This window comes from Actinosynnema sp. NPDC023587 (genome assembly GCF_040640215.1).
Taxonomy (GTDB): domain Bacteria; phylum Actinomycetota; class Actinomycetes; order Mycobacteriales; family Pseudonocardiaceae; genus Actinosynnema.
Window position 1 is genome coordinate 90063 of the sequence record NZ_JBFABG010000015.1, and the last position, 14523, is coordinate 104585.

A 14523-nucleotide genomic window follows, 5' to 3' on the forward strand; every position below is an offset into this window, starting at 1 on the left:
GCGGTGAGGCGTTCATCCGTGGCCGGTCCGCCAGTCGGACACCGTCACGCCGGATCAGCGTCGCGCGCCCAACCCCCGGCGGGGCGGTGTCGGCGGTGGTGGCGGGTCGTCGGTGACGGTCAGGGCGTCGTAGGCGGCGAGCCAGCCCGTGGCGCGGTAGTCGCCCCGGCGGGTGAACACCGCGACGCCCTTGTCCGGGTCGTCCGGGGTGTCCGCGTCGGGGTAGCGGAGGTCGGTCGCGGCCGTCGTCGGGGTGGCCGGCCCGTGGTGCTTGCCGTGCCAGGGCACCGCCGTCGCGCCGACCGTGCCGGTCACCGCCGCGTGGTCGGCGTGCGCGACCGGCGAGGCGGCGGTGGCGCGCTCCCGGAGCAGCGCCGTGTAGCCCGCCTGGTCCAGCTCGCACCCGGCGGGCGGCCGGCCGGGCTTCCAGTCCGGCGACCGCACCCCGCGCGCCACCGCCGAGCGCCACATCTCCGGCACCAGCTCGTGCGACCGGGCGCGGGTGGCCATCTGCTCGCACAGCCACAGCAGCCTGCCCGCGCCGCGCCGGGGCGTCAGCCGCCGCCAGCGGACCCGCTGGTCCAGGTCCGCCGCGACGATCGCGATCCACGGGTGCACGGTGCCCAGCACGCCCTGCGCCGCCAGCCACGCCAGGTAGCGCGGTGCCTGCTCGAACACCGGGTGCAGGGTGGACAGCGGGATGCCCGCCGCCACCCGCCGGCCCTGCCCGGTGAACAGGTGCGGCGAGCGGGCCGCCAGCAGCAGCGCCGCGCGGGCCAGGTCGCCGGGCGCGGTGGTGGCCTGCGAACCCAGGCCCTTGACCGACGCGGTGTGCGTGATCCGCGACGTGCGCCCGCCGGCCTTGATCGCGGTGGCCACCGCCGGGCGCACCTGGTCGGGCACCGCGATCGCGGCCAGGTCCCGGACCGCGACGGACAGCACGAGGGTCAGCGCGTCCTCGGCGGCGTCCGGGTCCGGTGGCGTCGGCAGCAGGCCCAGCGCGTACCGCAGCCGGTGGCCGGCGTGCGTGGACACCATCATCCGCGCGGTGAGCCGGCCCAGGTCGGTGATCGCCAGGCCGCCGTCCGGCCGGGCCGCGAGGTGCCCCTCGTCCACCAGGAACGCCACCGCGTCCTGCACGGGGTGCAGCGCGTCGTCGCCCTGCGCGTGGGCCAGCGTCTCCACCCACCACGCCTCGGCGTCGGCGGTGCCGGTGATCCGGCCCTGCAACACCTCGGCCAGCACGTGGTCGGGCAGGCTCTCGTGGATGCGGGAGTAGACCGAGTAGCCCGCCACCAGCCGCGCCTGCCACCCGGCGCGCTGGTGCTCGTCCACCACCAGGTAGGACCAGCCCTCGGTCTCGCCGGCCCCGATCCGCCCGGCGCGGCCGAACATCTGGAGCACCATCGAGGTGTCCACCGGCTCGCCGCCGACCGTGGTGTCGCGCACGATCACCGCGCGGGCGGGCAGGTTCACCCCCGCCGCGACGGTCGAGGTGGCGACCAGGACGTCCGCCTGGCGCTCCCGGAACGCCCGCTCGGCGGCGTGCTTGTGCTCGTAGTCGGCGTAGTGCAGGCGCACGCCGACGTCCGCGCAGACCCGGGTGAGCCCGTCCACGTCGTCGGCGGCCACGGTGTGCACGGGCGCGCCCCGTTCGGCGGCGATCGCCATCGCGGTCGAGCGCACGTTGCGCTTGGAGCCGCAGAACACCAGCACGCTGCCCTGCTCGGCGGTGTGCCGGGCGGTCAGGTCGACCACGACCTGCTCGCGCAGCCGGGCGTTGGCCGCGAACCCGGACCCGGCGGGCACGGTCGGCAACTGCCAGGTGACCCGCGTCGGCCGCCAGGCGGTCGCGACCAGGTCGGCCGCCAGCCACTCGGCGACCTCGGCGGCGTTGGACACCGTCGCCGACAGGCCCACGATCCGGACCGGCGAGTCCGCGCCGCGCACCCGGGCCAGCAGCGCCTCCAGCAGCGCGCCCCGGCCGGGCGTGCCGAGCAGGTGGATCTCGTCGACCACCAGGCAGCCGACCTCGCCGAGCGCGGCCTGGAGCGACGCGGCCCGGCAGATCGCCTCGAACTTCTCCGTGGTGGCCACCCACAGGTCGGCGGCCCGGACCCGTTCCACGTCCACCGCGTACTCGCCGGAGAGCCGTTCGACCCGCAGGCCCCGCGCGCGCCAGGTCTCCAGCTCGCGGTCGAGCTCGTCGGTCAGCGACCGCTGCGGGACCAGCCAGGCGGCCTTGCGGCCCTCGTCGAGGATGGCGCGCAGCACGGCCAGCATCCCGATCGCGGTCTTGCCCGCCCCCGTGGGCGCGGTGATCAGCAGGTGCGAGTCGTCGTCGAGGACGTGCGGCGCGGCCTGCGCCTGGGCGGGGTTGAACACCGGGAACGGCAGGAACGGCAGCCACCCGGTGGGCACGAACCGGTCCACCGGGACGGGGTCGGGTGCCGGACCCGGGGCGTCGTGCAGGTCCCAGAGCAGCCCGAACGCCAGCCGCGCGGCGAGCGCCCGGTCACCGGTCACCGGTTCGCACCGGTCCGGGACGATGCCGCCGACCTCGGACAGCCACGCGTCGGCCCGCAGGTGGTCGCCCTCGCCGGCCACCGTCTCCTGCTCCAGCCAGTGCCGGACCGACCGGTGCTCGACGCCCTCCTGGGTGAGCAGCGCGCGCAGGCCGTCGAACTCCGCGCGGTCGGGCATGATCACCCGTCCGCCGGTCACGCCGGGCGGTGGCTTGAGTGTCGGGTCCGTGGTCTTGCACCACCAGACCGGGCCCACCTCGTCGACCAGGTGCGCCGGCACCAGGGGAGGCTCGTCGCCCTGGGTCGTGGGCACGGCGTCGGCCCCGGCCAGGATCGACCGGATCCGGGCCGCCATGACCGTGGTCGACATCCGGCGGACGGGCCGGGCCACCGGTTCCGGCTCGACCTCGCCGTCCGGTTCCCCGACCGGTTCCTCGGCGGGTGCTGTGGCGGGTTCCGCTGCGGGTTCCTCGGCGGGTGCGGCGGGGGACGCGACCGGCGGCGGGGCCTCGGCCGGCGGTCGGACCGGCCGTGCCCGGGGCGGCTCGACCGGGCGTTCCCGGACCGGTGCGGCGGCTTCCCGGGCCAGTGCCGCGAGCTGCGCGTCCTCGGCCGCCCGCCGGGCCACCGCCTCCGGCCGCAGCTCGCCCAGCACGGAGCGCTGCGCCAACTGCAACTCGCGCAGGGTGAACGACGCCGGGCAGGTCGCGCACACCACGGCGGCCTGCAACTGCTGCTTGCCCCGGTGCGGGTGCGTCCGGTAGAGCCCGTACAACCGGCCGGCGCACCGGGGGCACGGCTTCTCGACCGGGAGGGGCGACCACTGCCAGCCGGGTTCGGCGTAGCGGGCGATGGCGGGCGCGGGCCGGACACCCCACCGCGCTTCGACCACACCCGCGACCGACGTGTCGACCTGCGGTGACCCGCGAACCACTGCACGCCTCCACTACGCCCCGATGAGCACGCGATGCTAACCCGGTTCGCCCGGTCGGCGCAGACGCACCCGGGAGCGGGGTTCAGGAGCGGCGGTAGCGCACGGCGGTGCCGCTCCTGCTCCGGGTGACCATCCCCGCCCGGTGCAGGCGACCCAGGTGGTAGGACACCGTCGACGGCGCGAGGTGGTGGCGGCCGGCCAGCTCCGTCGTCGTGCGCGGTGTCTCCAGGTCGAGCAGCAGGGTGTTGCGGGTGTGGCCGAGCACCTCCGCCAGGTCGTGGCCGGACATCAGCGCCGGGTAGACCAGGTGCACCGGGCGGACGCCCAGCGGGTCGACGCCCACGCCGACGTGGCCCGCCAGGGTCGAGGGCATGAGCAGCAGGCCCGCGTCCTCCCGGACCGCGCGGTCGAACGGGCGGCACACCCGCAGGACGCCGTCCTCCCACCGGGTCCCGGCGTGCAGGCCGCCGAGCACCGCGCCCAGGCCCTCGCGGGCCGCGATCCGCGCCCGCCGGTCCACGTCCGCCTCCAGCCGCCGGTGCACCGCCGACCAGCGGGGCGAGAGGAAGTCCGCCCAGAACCGGGCCAGCTCGTCGGCCACCCGGTGGGCGAACCGGTCCTCGCCGCTCTCCAGCAGGTCCAGCACCGGGCGGGGGCGGGGATCGGTCCCCCGCCGCCCGCGCACCCACCCGGCGACCTCGGCGGCCACCTGCTCCGGCGCGGCCGTCGCCACGGCGTGCAACTCCTCCTCGACATTCGCGTCGTACCCTGAGGGCAGGGGGTTGAGGAAGTCCGGCACGTACCCCCGGTGCTCCAGGAAACCGGCCAGCAACCGCAGGTCGTGGCGCACCACCGTGTCCCGCGCGGCGCGCGCCCACCGCGCGTCCCGGTGCTCCTGCCACTGGTTGAGCACCGTGCCGATCTCCATCAGCGGGGACAGCCCGAACCTCGCGGACGCCAGGGCGGTCGCGGACAGTTCGATCGTGATCATCCAGCCTCCAGACGTTCGATTCTGCTCGAAAATCTGGAGACGTGATCCACCGAACGGCGACGATGGTGCGGTGCGCAAGCGAATCTGCTCCCTGACGGTCGCGCTCACCATCGCGACACCCCTGTCCGCAACGGCCGCCGACTCGCCTTGGCAGAACCAACCCGTGGAGGCGCGCGGTGCCCTGACCGCCGTGACCTCCGGACCCGAGGGCACCTGGGCGTTCGGCGAAGGACCGGACGGCCGGTCCTTCGCCCTGCGCGGTGCCGAGGACTGGCGGCCCGTCCCGATCCCGGACGTCGGCCGCGTCCACCACGCCCAGAGCGGCTGGGCCGTCGGCACGCGCGGCGCGCTGCGCTGGGCCGACGGCTGGCGTCGGGTCTCCGTGGCCCAGCGCGCCGGCGTGACCACCACCCTGCACGCCGTGGAGGGCGACCCGCTGGACCCCGGCCGGGCGTGGGCCGTCGGCGCGGACACCGTGCCCGGCACCCAGTGGCGGCGCGGGGTCGTGCAGCGCTGGGACGGCTCCGCGTGGCGCGCCGTGCCGGTGCCGGAACACCTGCTGGACGCGTCCAGCGACCTGACCGGCGTCGAGCCGCGCGGCGGCGACGAGGTCTTCGCCTACGGCGTCGACCACGACCGGTCCGGCGACCACGTGGTGGTCCTGCGGTACTCCGGCGGCACCTGGGCGAAGGTGCCCGTGTCCCGTCGCGCCGGCCACGACGAGCACGTGGTGGCCCACAGCTCGGAGGCCGCCCGGCTGGTCGGCTGGACCGCCCCGGTGGGCGCGCCCGCCTCGGCGCGCCGGCCGCTGGTGCTCCGGCTGGACGCGGAGACCCACGAGGTGGTCCGGGAGCGCGTGCCCGCGACCGCCGCCGAGCTCACCGGTGCCACCTCCGAGTACGGCACGCCGCTGGCCGTCGGGCACACCCGCGACGGGCGGCCGTTCGCGATCAGGCTTTCCGGCGACCCGGCGAACGGCCGGTGGATCGCCGACCCGGTGCCCGCCGTCCGGGGCCGGCTGCTGGCCGTCGCCGGGATCGTGGTGCCGAACATCTGGGCGGTCGGGGTGACGTCGGACAATCGCCCGTTGGTGTTGCGCGACTCGCCGTGACCACCTGGGACGACTGACGGCGTGGGCCACGGCGCGCAGTGGAAGGGTGCCGCCGGGGTATCGCGGCTTTCTCCGGCGCGCCCGACACTGGTGGTCGGGCGCGCCGGAGAAAGGACGCACGATGGTCTCGTGGGGAACAACGCTGGTCTGCGCCGTGGTCCTGGCGGCGCTGGGAAATCCGGTGGCCGGCGCGGCGGAACCGCACCCGGCCACGATCCCGCTGCCCGACGGGTTCCGGCCCGAGGGGATCGCGGTCAGCGGGCAGCACGCCTACTTCGGCTCGATGGGCACGGGCGCGATCTACCGGGCCGACCTGGCCACCGGGCGCGGCGGGCAGTTCGCCCGGGGCGCGGCGGGCACGGCGGCGCTCGGGCTCAAGGTCGACGCGCGGGGCCGGCTGTTCGTGGCGGGCGGCGGTGGCGGGACCGCCCGCGTCCTCGACACCCGCACCGGCACGACGCTGGCCACCTTCCGCCTGGCCACCCGGGCGACCTTCGTCAACGACGTCGTGCTCACGCCGGAAGCCGCGTGGCTGACCGACTCCACGACCGCCGTGCTCCACAAGATCCCGTTCGGCCGCGACGGGTCGCTGCCCGCGCGGGCCGAGTCGGTCCGGCTGACCGGTGACCTGGTCTACCGGCCGGGCACCAACGCCAACGGCGTCGAGACGACCCCGGACGGCCGGGCGCTGATCATCGCCCAGCACAACACCGGCACGCTGTTCCGGGTCGACCCGGCGACCGGGGCTACCCGCGCGCTGCCCGTGGCCGGCGGCGCGCTGTCCAACACCGACGGGCTGCTGCGGTCGGGCACCACGCTGTACGTGGTGGAGAACCGCGACAACCGGATCGCCGTGGTCGAGCTGGATGCCACCGGGTCGAGCGGCACGCTGGTCCGGCGGGTCACCGACCCCCGGTTCGACGTGCCCACCACTGCGGCGGCCTTCCAGGACCGCCTGTACCTGCCGAACGGGCGGTTCACCACGCCACCGGAGCCCGGCACGACCTACGGGGCGGTGTCGATCCCGAAGCCGTGACCCGGCGGCACCGGCGGCAGGGCCGGGCTCTGCCGAGCGCCGACCCGGTGCGCGACCCGGGCCACCAGGACGACCACGCCCGCCACGGCGGTCACCACCAGCAACACCGTGAAGGTGGGGTAGAGGTACGCGACCTGCCGCCACGACACGTCACGTCCCCGGTACAGGAACCCCACCACCCGGTGGATCGTCACCGCGAGCAGGACCGGTAGCGACAACGGGAGCAGCCGCAGCCACGAGCGGCGCGCGTGCCGCCGGGCGCGCGCCACCCCGCGCACCGCCGACGCGACCACGCCCGCCGTGAGGGTCACCAGCACGATGTCCGCCGGCAGGAACGGGTCCGACACCGGCGCGAACGGCCGACCCTCCAGCAACGCGATCAGGCGCTCGCCGAGTGCCTGCGCGTCGCCGTACTGCGTGCCGGTGTTGGCCATGACCGCGATCCCGTGGCCGGAGGCGGGCAGGAGGGCCTGGTAAGCGGTGGACGTGACCAGGTCGCCGCCGTGGTCGACCAGCGGCGCGCCCGACCCGGTGGTGCCGACGAACCAGCCCAGGCCGTACGGGCCCGCCGACCGGGTGTGCGTCGCGGCGATGCTCTCCGGCGTGGCGATCCGGGTACCGGTGTTCTGCGCGATCAACCACGCGGCCAGGTCGTGCGCGGAGGCGAGCACGCCGCCCGAGCCGTTGCCGAAGGCCGGCGGCTCGGGCAGCGGCACGGCCCGGCCGAGCACCCGGACGTGCCCGCGCGCGCCGGCCGGCAGGTCCCGTTCGGTGTTCGCGGTGGAGCTGTCGGACATGCCCAGCGGCTCGAACACGTGCCGGCGCAGGTAGTCGGCGAACGCCTCGCCGCTCACCACCTCCACCAGCCGGGCCGCGACCTGGAAGTTCGGGTTGTGGTAGCGCCACTCGACGCCGGGGTCGCCGGCCAGCGCCGCGTCCCGCATCGAGACGACCGCCTCGCGCAGGGTCTCCACCCGGGGCCCGCTGAAGGAGCGGAACGTGGTGTCGGACATGCCCGAGGTCTGGTTCAGCAGGTGCCGCACGGTGATCCTGCCGACCCGGGGGTCGGCCATCGTGAACTCCGGCAGGTGGTCGCGCACCGGGTCGTCCAGGCGCACCCGACCGGCCTCCACGAGCTGCATCACCGCCAGCGCCGTGAACGACTTGCTCACCGACGCCACGGCCATGACCGTGCGCCCGGAAACGGCCGTGCCGTCGGGGATCCGGCCGTACCCGGCCACCCGCACGACGGTCGTGCCGTGCGTGACGGCGACGGCCGCGCCGGGTAGTCCCGTCCCGGCGCGGTACTCCTCGACCACGCGGTCCACCGCGACGGCGTCCGGGATGGCGTCCGGGGTGACGGGGGAGAGGGGCAGGACCAGGAGCGCGGACATGATCGACGTGAGCACGGGGGAGTGTCGGTCGGCGCGTCGGGGGGCCGCATCGGACCGTGGTCCGAGGTGCGCGTGCGGGGCCGTGGCTACCGTGTCGGGCATGAAGGCAGGGCAGTCGACCGCGCTGGACGTGGTCGCGGCGGCGGCGGTCGTGTGCCTCGTGGTGGGTCGCGCGTCGCACCCCGGTCCGCTCGTGTGGGTGCTCGCGGTCGGGTTGGGCGCGCCGTTGGCGCTGCGCCGGTGGCGTCCGGACGTGGTCGTGGCCGTGGTCGTGGTGGTCGGGGCCGCCACGATCGTCGTCGGGTGCGGGAACGAGTCGGTGGCGCTGGCCATCGCCTGGGCGCTGTACCCGGTGGCATCGGCCCGACCCGCGCTCCCGGCCACGGTCGCGGCGATCGCGGTGGTGTGGGCGGCGGGCGTCGCGGTGTGGGCCGTGCCGGGGTTGCCGCCGATCCCGCCGCGCGGTGGTGAGGAGTCCTTCGCCACGACGCCGCTGACCGCGCTGCTCTTCAGCGGCGCGGTCATCGCCGGGTCGTGGGCGGTGGCCTCGGCGCTGCGGAGCCGCCGGCAGCGGGCCGCCGAGCTGGCCGAGCTGCGCACCGGCCGGGCGGTGGCCGAAGAACGGCTGCGCATCGCCCGCGACATCCACGACGTGGTGGGCCACAACCTCAGCCTGATCACGCTGAAAGCGGCCGTCGCCACGCACCTCGCCGACACCCGCCCCGACGAGCGGGACGCGGCGCTGCGCACCATCGAACGGGTCGGCCGGGCGGCGCTGGAGGACGTCCGGGTGGTCCTCGGACCGCTGCGCGACCCGGTGTCGCCGTCGCTGGACCGGCTGGTCGACGACGCCCGCACGGCCGGTGTGGAGGTGGTCGCGGAGTTGGTGGACCTCGCCGACGTGCCGGCCGCCGTGCGGATCTCGGCCTACCGGATCGCGCAGGAGGCGTTGACCAACGTGCGCCGGCACAGCCGTCCGCCCACCTGCCGGCTGACCACCTCCCTCGACCGGGACCGGCTGGTGGTGTCGGTGGTGGACAGCGGCACCGGACCGGTCGGCGCACCCGGTCACGGGCTGCTCGGGATGGGCGAACGCGTCGCACTGCACGGCGGCGCGGTGGAGGCGGGTCCCGGGCCCGCCGGCGGGTTCGCGGTCCGCGCGGTCCTCCCGCTCGGGACCCGCCGTGGCGGCTGACCGGATTCGCGTGCTGCTCGCCGACGACGAGCCGCTGTTCCGCGGCACCGTGCGGGTGCTGCTCGACGCGCACCCGGACCTGGCCGTCGTGGGCGAGGCCGGCACCGGGCGCGAGACCTGCGCCCTGGTCGCCCGGACGCCCGTGGACGTGGTGCTGATGGACGTCCGGATGCCCGGCCTGGACGGCGTCGGGGCGACCCGGCGGATCACCGCGACGCCCGGCGCGCCCCGGGTCCTCGTGCTGACCACGTTCGACGAGGACGAGGCCGTGCACGGGGCGTTGCGGGCCGGCGCGAGCGGGTTCCTGCTCAAGAACACCCCGCCGACGCGCCTGCTCGACGCGGTCCGCGCGGTCGCGGCGGGGGAGGCACCGCTCGCGCCCAGCGTGACCCGGCGGCTGATCTCGGACTTCCTGGCCCGCGCGCCGCGCCCGGACCGGCTCGCCGGCGTGACGCCCCGGGAGCGGGAGGTGCTCGCGCTGATCACCGGCGGCCTGTCCAACCGGGAGATCGGGCAGCGGTTGCACCTGAGCCGGCACACGGTGAAGACCCACATCGGCCACCTGATGGCGAAACTCGCCGCCCGCGACCGGGCGCACCTGGTGATCGCGGGCTACGAGGCCGGCCTGGCGGACTGACGTGCCCGGTGCCGCCAAGATCTGCCGAAAGACAGACGACACCGCCGCCCGCCGCTCGCCACCCTGGTCCCATGCGAAGGAAGATCGGGAAAGCCGTGGCCGTGCTCGGCGCGGCGGTGCTGCTCGGCGCGCCGGCGGCCTCCACGGCGTCGGCCGCCACCGGACCGGAGCCCGCCGGGGCCGGGCGGCAGGTCGAGTGGCGGGACTGCGGTGACGGGCTCCAGTGCGGTTCGGTGAGCGTGCCGGTGGACTGGGCGGACCGGTCCTCGGTCCGGATCGACCTCGGCCTGGCGCGGCTGCCCGCCCGCGACCAGTCCCGGAAGAAGGGCGTCCTGCTGCACAACCCCGGCGGCCCGGGACCGGTGATCGAGTATTTGCCGCTGATGGGGGACGCCTTCGGCGAGCTGACCGAGTGGTTCGACGTGGTGGTCTTCGACCCGCGCGGGTTCGGCGCGAGCGGCGGCGTGACCTGTCCCGAGCCGGGACCGTTCCTGCTGGACTGGGCCGCGCCCGACCGGGCGGCCTACGAGGGGCTCGCCGCCGCCAACCGGGCGTTCGCCGAGCGGTGCGCGGCGGCGCTGGGCCCGTTGCGGGGCAAGCTGAACTCGTGGCAGGTCGCGCACGACATGGAGGCCATCCGGCTCGCCCTCGGCCAGCGGCGGTTGAACTACTACGGCAACTCCTACGGCACCGTGTTCGGCCAGGTCTACGCCGACCTGTTCGGCCGCAACGTGGGCCGGATGTATCTGGACAGCCTGTTGGACCACACCTCCCGCGACCCCTACCCGTGGACGGTGGCGAAGGCCGCGGTGTCCGAGGACAACCTGCACCGCTTCGCGCGGTGGTGCGACCGGGAGCCGGGCTGCGCCCTGCACGGCCGCGACCCGCTGGCCGCGTGGGACCGGGTGGTCGCCGCCGCCGAACGCGCGCCCATCCCCGCGCCGGGCGCGTCGGTCCCGGCGACGGTGGGCCTGATCATGGGCCAGGCCAGGGTGTCCGACGAGGAGGACTGGCCGGACTTCGCCCTGGCCGTCGCCGAGGCCGACGCCGGCGATGCGTCGCGGTTCGTGCCGGACCTGCCGCCGCCGCCCGGCGCGATCGGGCCGGACCTGGCCAGGGTCATGATGTGCGCCGACTTCCCCTACGACACCGGCTACCCGGCGGTGCGGCGGATGGCGGACCGGCTGCGCGCCACCGTCGCGCCCCGGCTCGGCCGGGTCGACGCGTGGTACCCGGCGGCGACGCACTGCGCCGGCCTGCCGCGGATCGGGACCTACCCGCCGCGCCCGCTCGGCGCGCGCGGCCTGCCGCCGGTCCTGATCACCAGCGGCAGCGCCGACCACGTCACCCCGCCCGGCCACGGCCGCGCCGTGGCGCGGCAGTTGCCCGGGGCCCGGTACCTGCCGACCGCCGGTGGGCACGCGCTCTACTGGTCCGGCAACCCGTGCGTGCGCGGGCACGTCCACCGCTACCTGCTCGACGGGACGATGCCGCCGGCCGGCGCGTCCTGCCCGGCCGCGTGATGTGCTGTCGACATGATCTTCCCGGCGCGCCCGACCCGGCTGCTGCCCGCGATCACGGCCGCCGTCGCGGTGACCGGGGTCGCGTGGCTGGAGGGCGCGCGGGCGTCACCGGCGGTGCTGGCGGCGCTCGGCGTCGCGGTGGCCGCGCCGCTGGCCTGGCACCGCGCGCCGGTCGCGGGCGCGGCGGTGTCGGCGGTCGTGGCGCTGGTGGGCGGGACGGCGGTGCCGGGCTGGTCGGGAGGTCTGGTCGCCGCCGCCGCGTGCTACCTGGCCGCCTACCGCCGCCCGCAGCGGGCCGGGACGGTGCTCGCGCTGTCGGTGCTCTGCTTCCAACTGCCGCTGACGGTGGGGGTCGAGGGCCGGGAGGACGTCCCGGCGCGCCTGATCGGGGTCGGCGGGACCCCGCTGACCCAGGCGCTGCTGATGGGGATCGCGCCCGTCGCCGTCGGGTACGCCATGCGGCTGCGCCGTGACCGCGCCCGCCAGGCGGTGCTGCTGCGCGACGCCGAGGCCGTGCGGATCATGGCCGAGGAGCGCACCGTGATCGCCCGGGAGGTGCACGACGCCGTGGGCCACCACCTCACCGCGATCCGGATGCAGGCCAACGCGGCCCGGCACGTGCTGGGCGGCGCGTCGCCGGTGGTGCGACGGGTGCTGGACACGATCGACGACTCGGCGTCGTCGGCGCTGGAGGAGGTGCGCACGGTGCTGGCGATGCTGCGCGAGGCGGCGGACGGCGCTCGCCTGACCGAGGTGGAGGCCCTGGCCGGGCGGCTGTCCGCGCCGTCCTGCCCGGTCACCGTGGAGCGCCACGGCGGCGGGCCGCTGCCCGGCCTGGTCGACCACGGCGCGTACCGGCTGGTGCAGGAGGCGCTGACCAACGCCGTGCGGCACGCCGGCGCGAGCCGGGTGCACGTGACCATCCGGCAGGACGACCGGGCGGTGGCCCTCACCGTGGAGGACGACGGCCCCGGCCGCCCGGACGACGGCCCGCCGGTCGACGGTCACGGTCTGCGCGGGATGCGCGAGCGCGCCCGCCTGCTCGGCGGTTCCCTGGACATCGCGGCCCGCGAGCCGCGCGGGTGGCTGGTCCGCGCCACCCTGCCGGTGGACCCCGGCCCGGCCGCCGGCGACCACCCGGGGGGAGGGGCGGCGTGATCCGGGTGCTCATCGCCGACGACCAGGCCGCGGTGCGCTCGGCGCTGCGGCTGGTGCTGGACGCGGAACCGGACATCGAGGTGCCGGCCGAGGCCGCCGACGGCGCGGAGGCGGTCCGGTTGGCGCGGGAGCGGCGGCCGGACGTGGCGGTGGTCGACCTGCGGATGCCCCGGCTGGACGGGGTCGGGGCGATCCGGGCGCTGGTCGAGCTGCCCCAACCGCCGACCGTCGTCGCCCTGACCACGTTCGACCTGGACGAGTACCTGTTCGGCGCGCTCCAGGCGGGCGCGGCGGGGTTCCTGCTCAAGGACAGCGACCCGGTGCTGCTGCTGGAGGCGGTCCGGGCGGCCGGGTGCGGCCGGGGCCTGCTCGACCCCCGGGTGACCCGCCGGGTGATCAACCGGTTCGCCACGCTGAGCCCGCGCCCCGCCACCGCCGAACTGGCCCGGCTCACCCACCGCGAGCACGAGGTGCTCCGGGAGGTCGCCGAGGGGCGGAGCAACGCCGAGATCGCCCGCGAGCTGTGGATCGAGGAGGGCACGGTCAAGACCCACGTGGCGCGGGTGCTCGCCAAGCTCGGCCTGCGCACCCGCGTGCACGCCGTGATCTACGCCTACGAGCACGGCCTCGCCGGGCGCGGACCGGACCTCGACTACCATCGCCGCCGATGACGACCACCACCCCCTCCCGCCGCCTCCCGCTCGTCGCGGCCTTCGCGACGACCGTCCTGGCCGTCGACCAGGCCACCAAGTTCTGGGCCGAGTCCGCGCTGGTGGGCCGCGCGCCCGTGCCGGTGCTCGGCGACCTCCTGCGCCTGCGGCTGCTCTACAACCCCGGCGCGGCGTTCTCCCTGGGCAGCGGTTCGACGTGGGTGTTCACCATCGTCGCGGCGGTGGCCGTGGTGGTGCTGGTGCGCTACGCGCTCCGGCCGCAGCCGACCGGTCGGGCGCTGGCCCTGGCGCTGCTGCTCGGCGGCGCGACCACGCACCTGCTGGACCGGCTCTTCCGCGAGCCGGGTTTCGCGCGCGGGCACGTCGTCGACTTCATCGACTACAACGGCTGGTTCGTGGGCAACGTCGCGGACATCGCGCTGACCGTCGGCGCGGTGCTGCTCATTCTGTTCGGCATCGCCGACCCGGAGGACGAGGCCGCCCCCGGACCGGCGGCGGACGCCGACGAGGGGCCCGCCCGCCCGGCGACACCCGCCCCGGTCGAACCGGACCGCGGCGAGCCCGCCCCCTCGCCGGGAGCGGACCACCGGCCTGGTCCCGTCCCGGAGCGGGTCGACCCTCAGGCCGGGAAGCCGGAGCGGGCCGAGTAGCCGTAGTCGGCGAGCAGCGCGTGCCCGTTGAGCGTGCGCGAGGTGGCCAGGAACAGCACCTGCCGCGCCACGTCGTCCGGTGACTGCACCGGGAACGCGGCGTGGTCCACCGCGTCGTCGCCGAGGTCCGCGCGGGCCATCGGGGTGTCCACGACGGACGGGCACACGCAGTTGACCCGCACCCGGTCCAGCTCGACGGCCAGCGCCCGGGTCAGCGCGACCACCGCGCCCTTCGACGCGCAGTAGGGGGCCATGCCGGGCGCGGCCACGAACGCCGAGTCGCTGGCCAGCAGCACGATCGCGCCGCCGGTCGCCAGGTGCGGGTAGGTGTGCTTGGCCAGCAGGAGCTGCCCGGTCACGTTCACCGCCAGCACCGTCGCCAGGTCCGCCGCCGAGGTCTCCACCAGCGGCGTGCCCACCGGCCCGGACACGCCCGCGCAGCCGACCACGACGTCCAGCCCGCCCAGGTGCGCCACCGCCTGCCCGACCGCCGCCGCCAGGCCCGGTTCGTCGGTCACGTCCGCCCGCACCGTGCGCACGTCGTCCGGCCCGTCCACCAGGTCCAGCGCCACGACCTGCGCGCCCTCCGCCGCGAACGCCCGCGCACAGGCCCGGCCGATCCCCGACGCGCCGCCCGTGACCAGCACGTTCTTCCCCGCAAGCCCGAGTTCCACGCCCGCCATCCTGGCCGGGCGCGC

The 14523-nt window shown here is 76.3% G+C and carries 12 protein-coding genes; 8 read left to right on the forward strand and 4 right to left on the reverse strand.

Annotated elements, in window-relative coordinates:
• Positions 1 to 54: 54 nt before the first annotated feature.
• Positions 55 to 3459, reverse strand: a complete 3405-nt coding sequence (locus tag AB0G01_RS30050; protein ID WP_360952352.1) for a DEAD/DEAH box helicase — start codon at positions 3457 to 3459, stop codon at positions 55 to 57.
• An 82-nt stretch (positions 3460 to 3541) separates the two neighbouring features.
• A complete protein-coding gene (locus AB0G01_RS30055) occupies positions 3542 to 4450 on the reverse strand; it encodes an ArsR family transcriptional regulator (RefSeq protein ID WP_360952355.1) in 909 nt (302 codons plus the stop codon).
• Positions 4451 to 4520: 70 nt separating this feature from the next.
• Here AB0G01_RS30055 and AB0G01_RS30060 point away from each other — a divergent pair, with 70 nt between their 5' ends.
• Together AB0G01_RS30060 and AB0G01_RS30065 are read left to right on the forward strand one after the other, a co-directional pair.
• Positions 4521 to 5561 (forward strand): hypothetical protein, encoded by a 1041-nt coding sequence (locus AB0G01_RS30060; RefSeq protein ID WP_360952358.1) that lies wholly within the window; start codon positions 4521 to 4523, stop codon positions 5559 to 5561.
• A gap of 121 nt (positions 5562 to 5682) precedes the next feature.
• Entirely contained in the window at positions 5683 to 6597 is a 915-nt protein-coding gene (locus tag AB0G01_RS30065) for a superoxide dismutase (RefSeq protein ID WP_360952361.1), read from the forward strand.
• On the opposite strand, the gene AB0G01_RS30070 is transcribed toward AB0G01_RS30065, so the two are convergent.
• Positions 6567 to 8006 (reverse strand): serine hydrolase domain-containing protein, encoded by a 1440-nt coding sequence (locus AB0G01_RS30070; protein WP_360952364.1) that lies wholly within the window; start codon positions 8004 to 8006, stop codon positions 6567 to 6569. The genes AB0G01_RS30065 and AB0G01_RS30070 overlap by 31 nt on opposite strands.
• An 85-nt stretch (positions 8007 to 8091) precedes the next feature.
• Between AB0G01_RS30070 and AB0G01_RS30075 the strand changes: the two genes are divergently transcribed.
• The 6 genes from AB0G01_RS30075 to AB0G01_RS30100 all read left to right on the forward strand — a co-directional run bounded on the left by AB0G01_RS30075 (position 8092) and on the right by AB0G01_RS30100 (position 13825).
• Positions 8092 to 9186 (forward strand): sensor histidine kinase, encoded by a 1095-nt coding sequence (locus AB0G01_RS30075; protein ID WP_360952367.1) that lies wholly within the window; start codon positions 8092 to 8094, stop codon positions 9184 to 9186.
• Positions 9176 to 9823, forward strand: coding sequence for a response regulator transcription factor (locus tag AB0G01_RS30080; RefSeq protein WP_360952370.1), 648 nt, complete (start codon positions 9176 to 9178; stop codon positions 9821 to 9823). The genes AB0G01_RS30075 and AB0G01_RS30080 overlap by 11 nt, the downstream gene beginning before the upstream one ends.
• A 71-nt stretch (positions 9824 to 9894) precedes the next feature.
• Positions 9895 to 11346, forward strand: coding sequence for an alpha/beta hydrolase (locus tag AB0G01_RS30085; protein ID WP_360952373.1), 1452 nt, complete (start codon positions 9895 to 9897; stop codon positions 11344 to 11346).
• Positions 11347 to 11358: 12 nt separating this feature from the next.
• Complete coding sequence (locus AB0G01_RS30090; protein WP_360952376.1) at positions 11359 to 12504, forward strand: sensor histidine kinase; 1146 nt, start codon at positions 11359 to 11361, stop codon at positions 12502 to 12504.
• Positions 12501 to 13175, forward strand: coding sequence for a response regulator transcription factor (locus tag AB0G01_RS30095; RefSeq protein ID WP_360952379.1), 675 nt, complete (start codon positions 12501 to 12503; stop codon positions 13173 to 13175). The genes AB0G01_RS30090 and AB0G01_RS30095 overlap by 4 nt, the downstream gene beginning before the upstream one ends.
• Complete coding sequence (locus AB0G01_RS30100) at positions 13172 to 13825, forward strand: signal peptidase II (protein ID WP_360952382.1); 654 nt, start codon at positions 13172 to 13174, stop codon at positions 13823 to 13825. The genes AB0G01_RS30095 and AB0G01_RS30100 overlap by 4 nt, the downstream gene beginning before the upstream one ends.
• On the opposite strand, the gene AB0G01_RS30105 is transcribed toward AB0G01_RS30100, so the two are convergent.
• A complete protein-coding gene (locus AB0G01_RS30105) occupies positions 13795 to 14499 on the reverse strand; it encodes an SDR family oxidoreductase (protein WP_360952385.1) in 705 nt (234 codons plus the stop codon). The two genes, AB0G01_RS30100 and AB0G01_RS30105, sit on opposite strands and share 31 nt — an antisense overlap.
• Positions 14500 to 14523 lie beyond the last annotated feature (24 nt).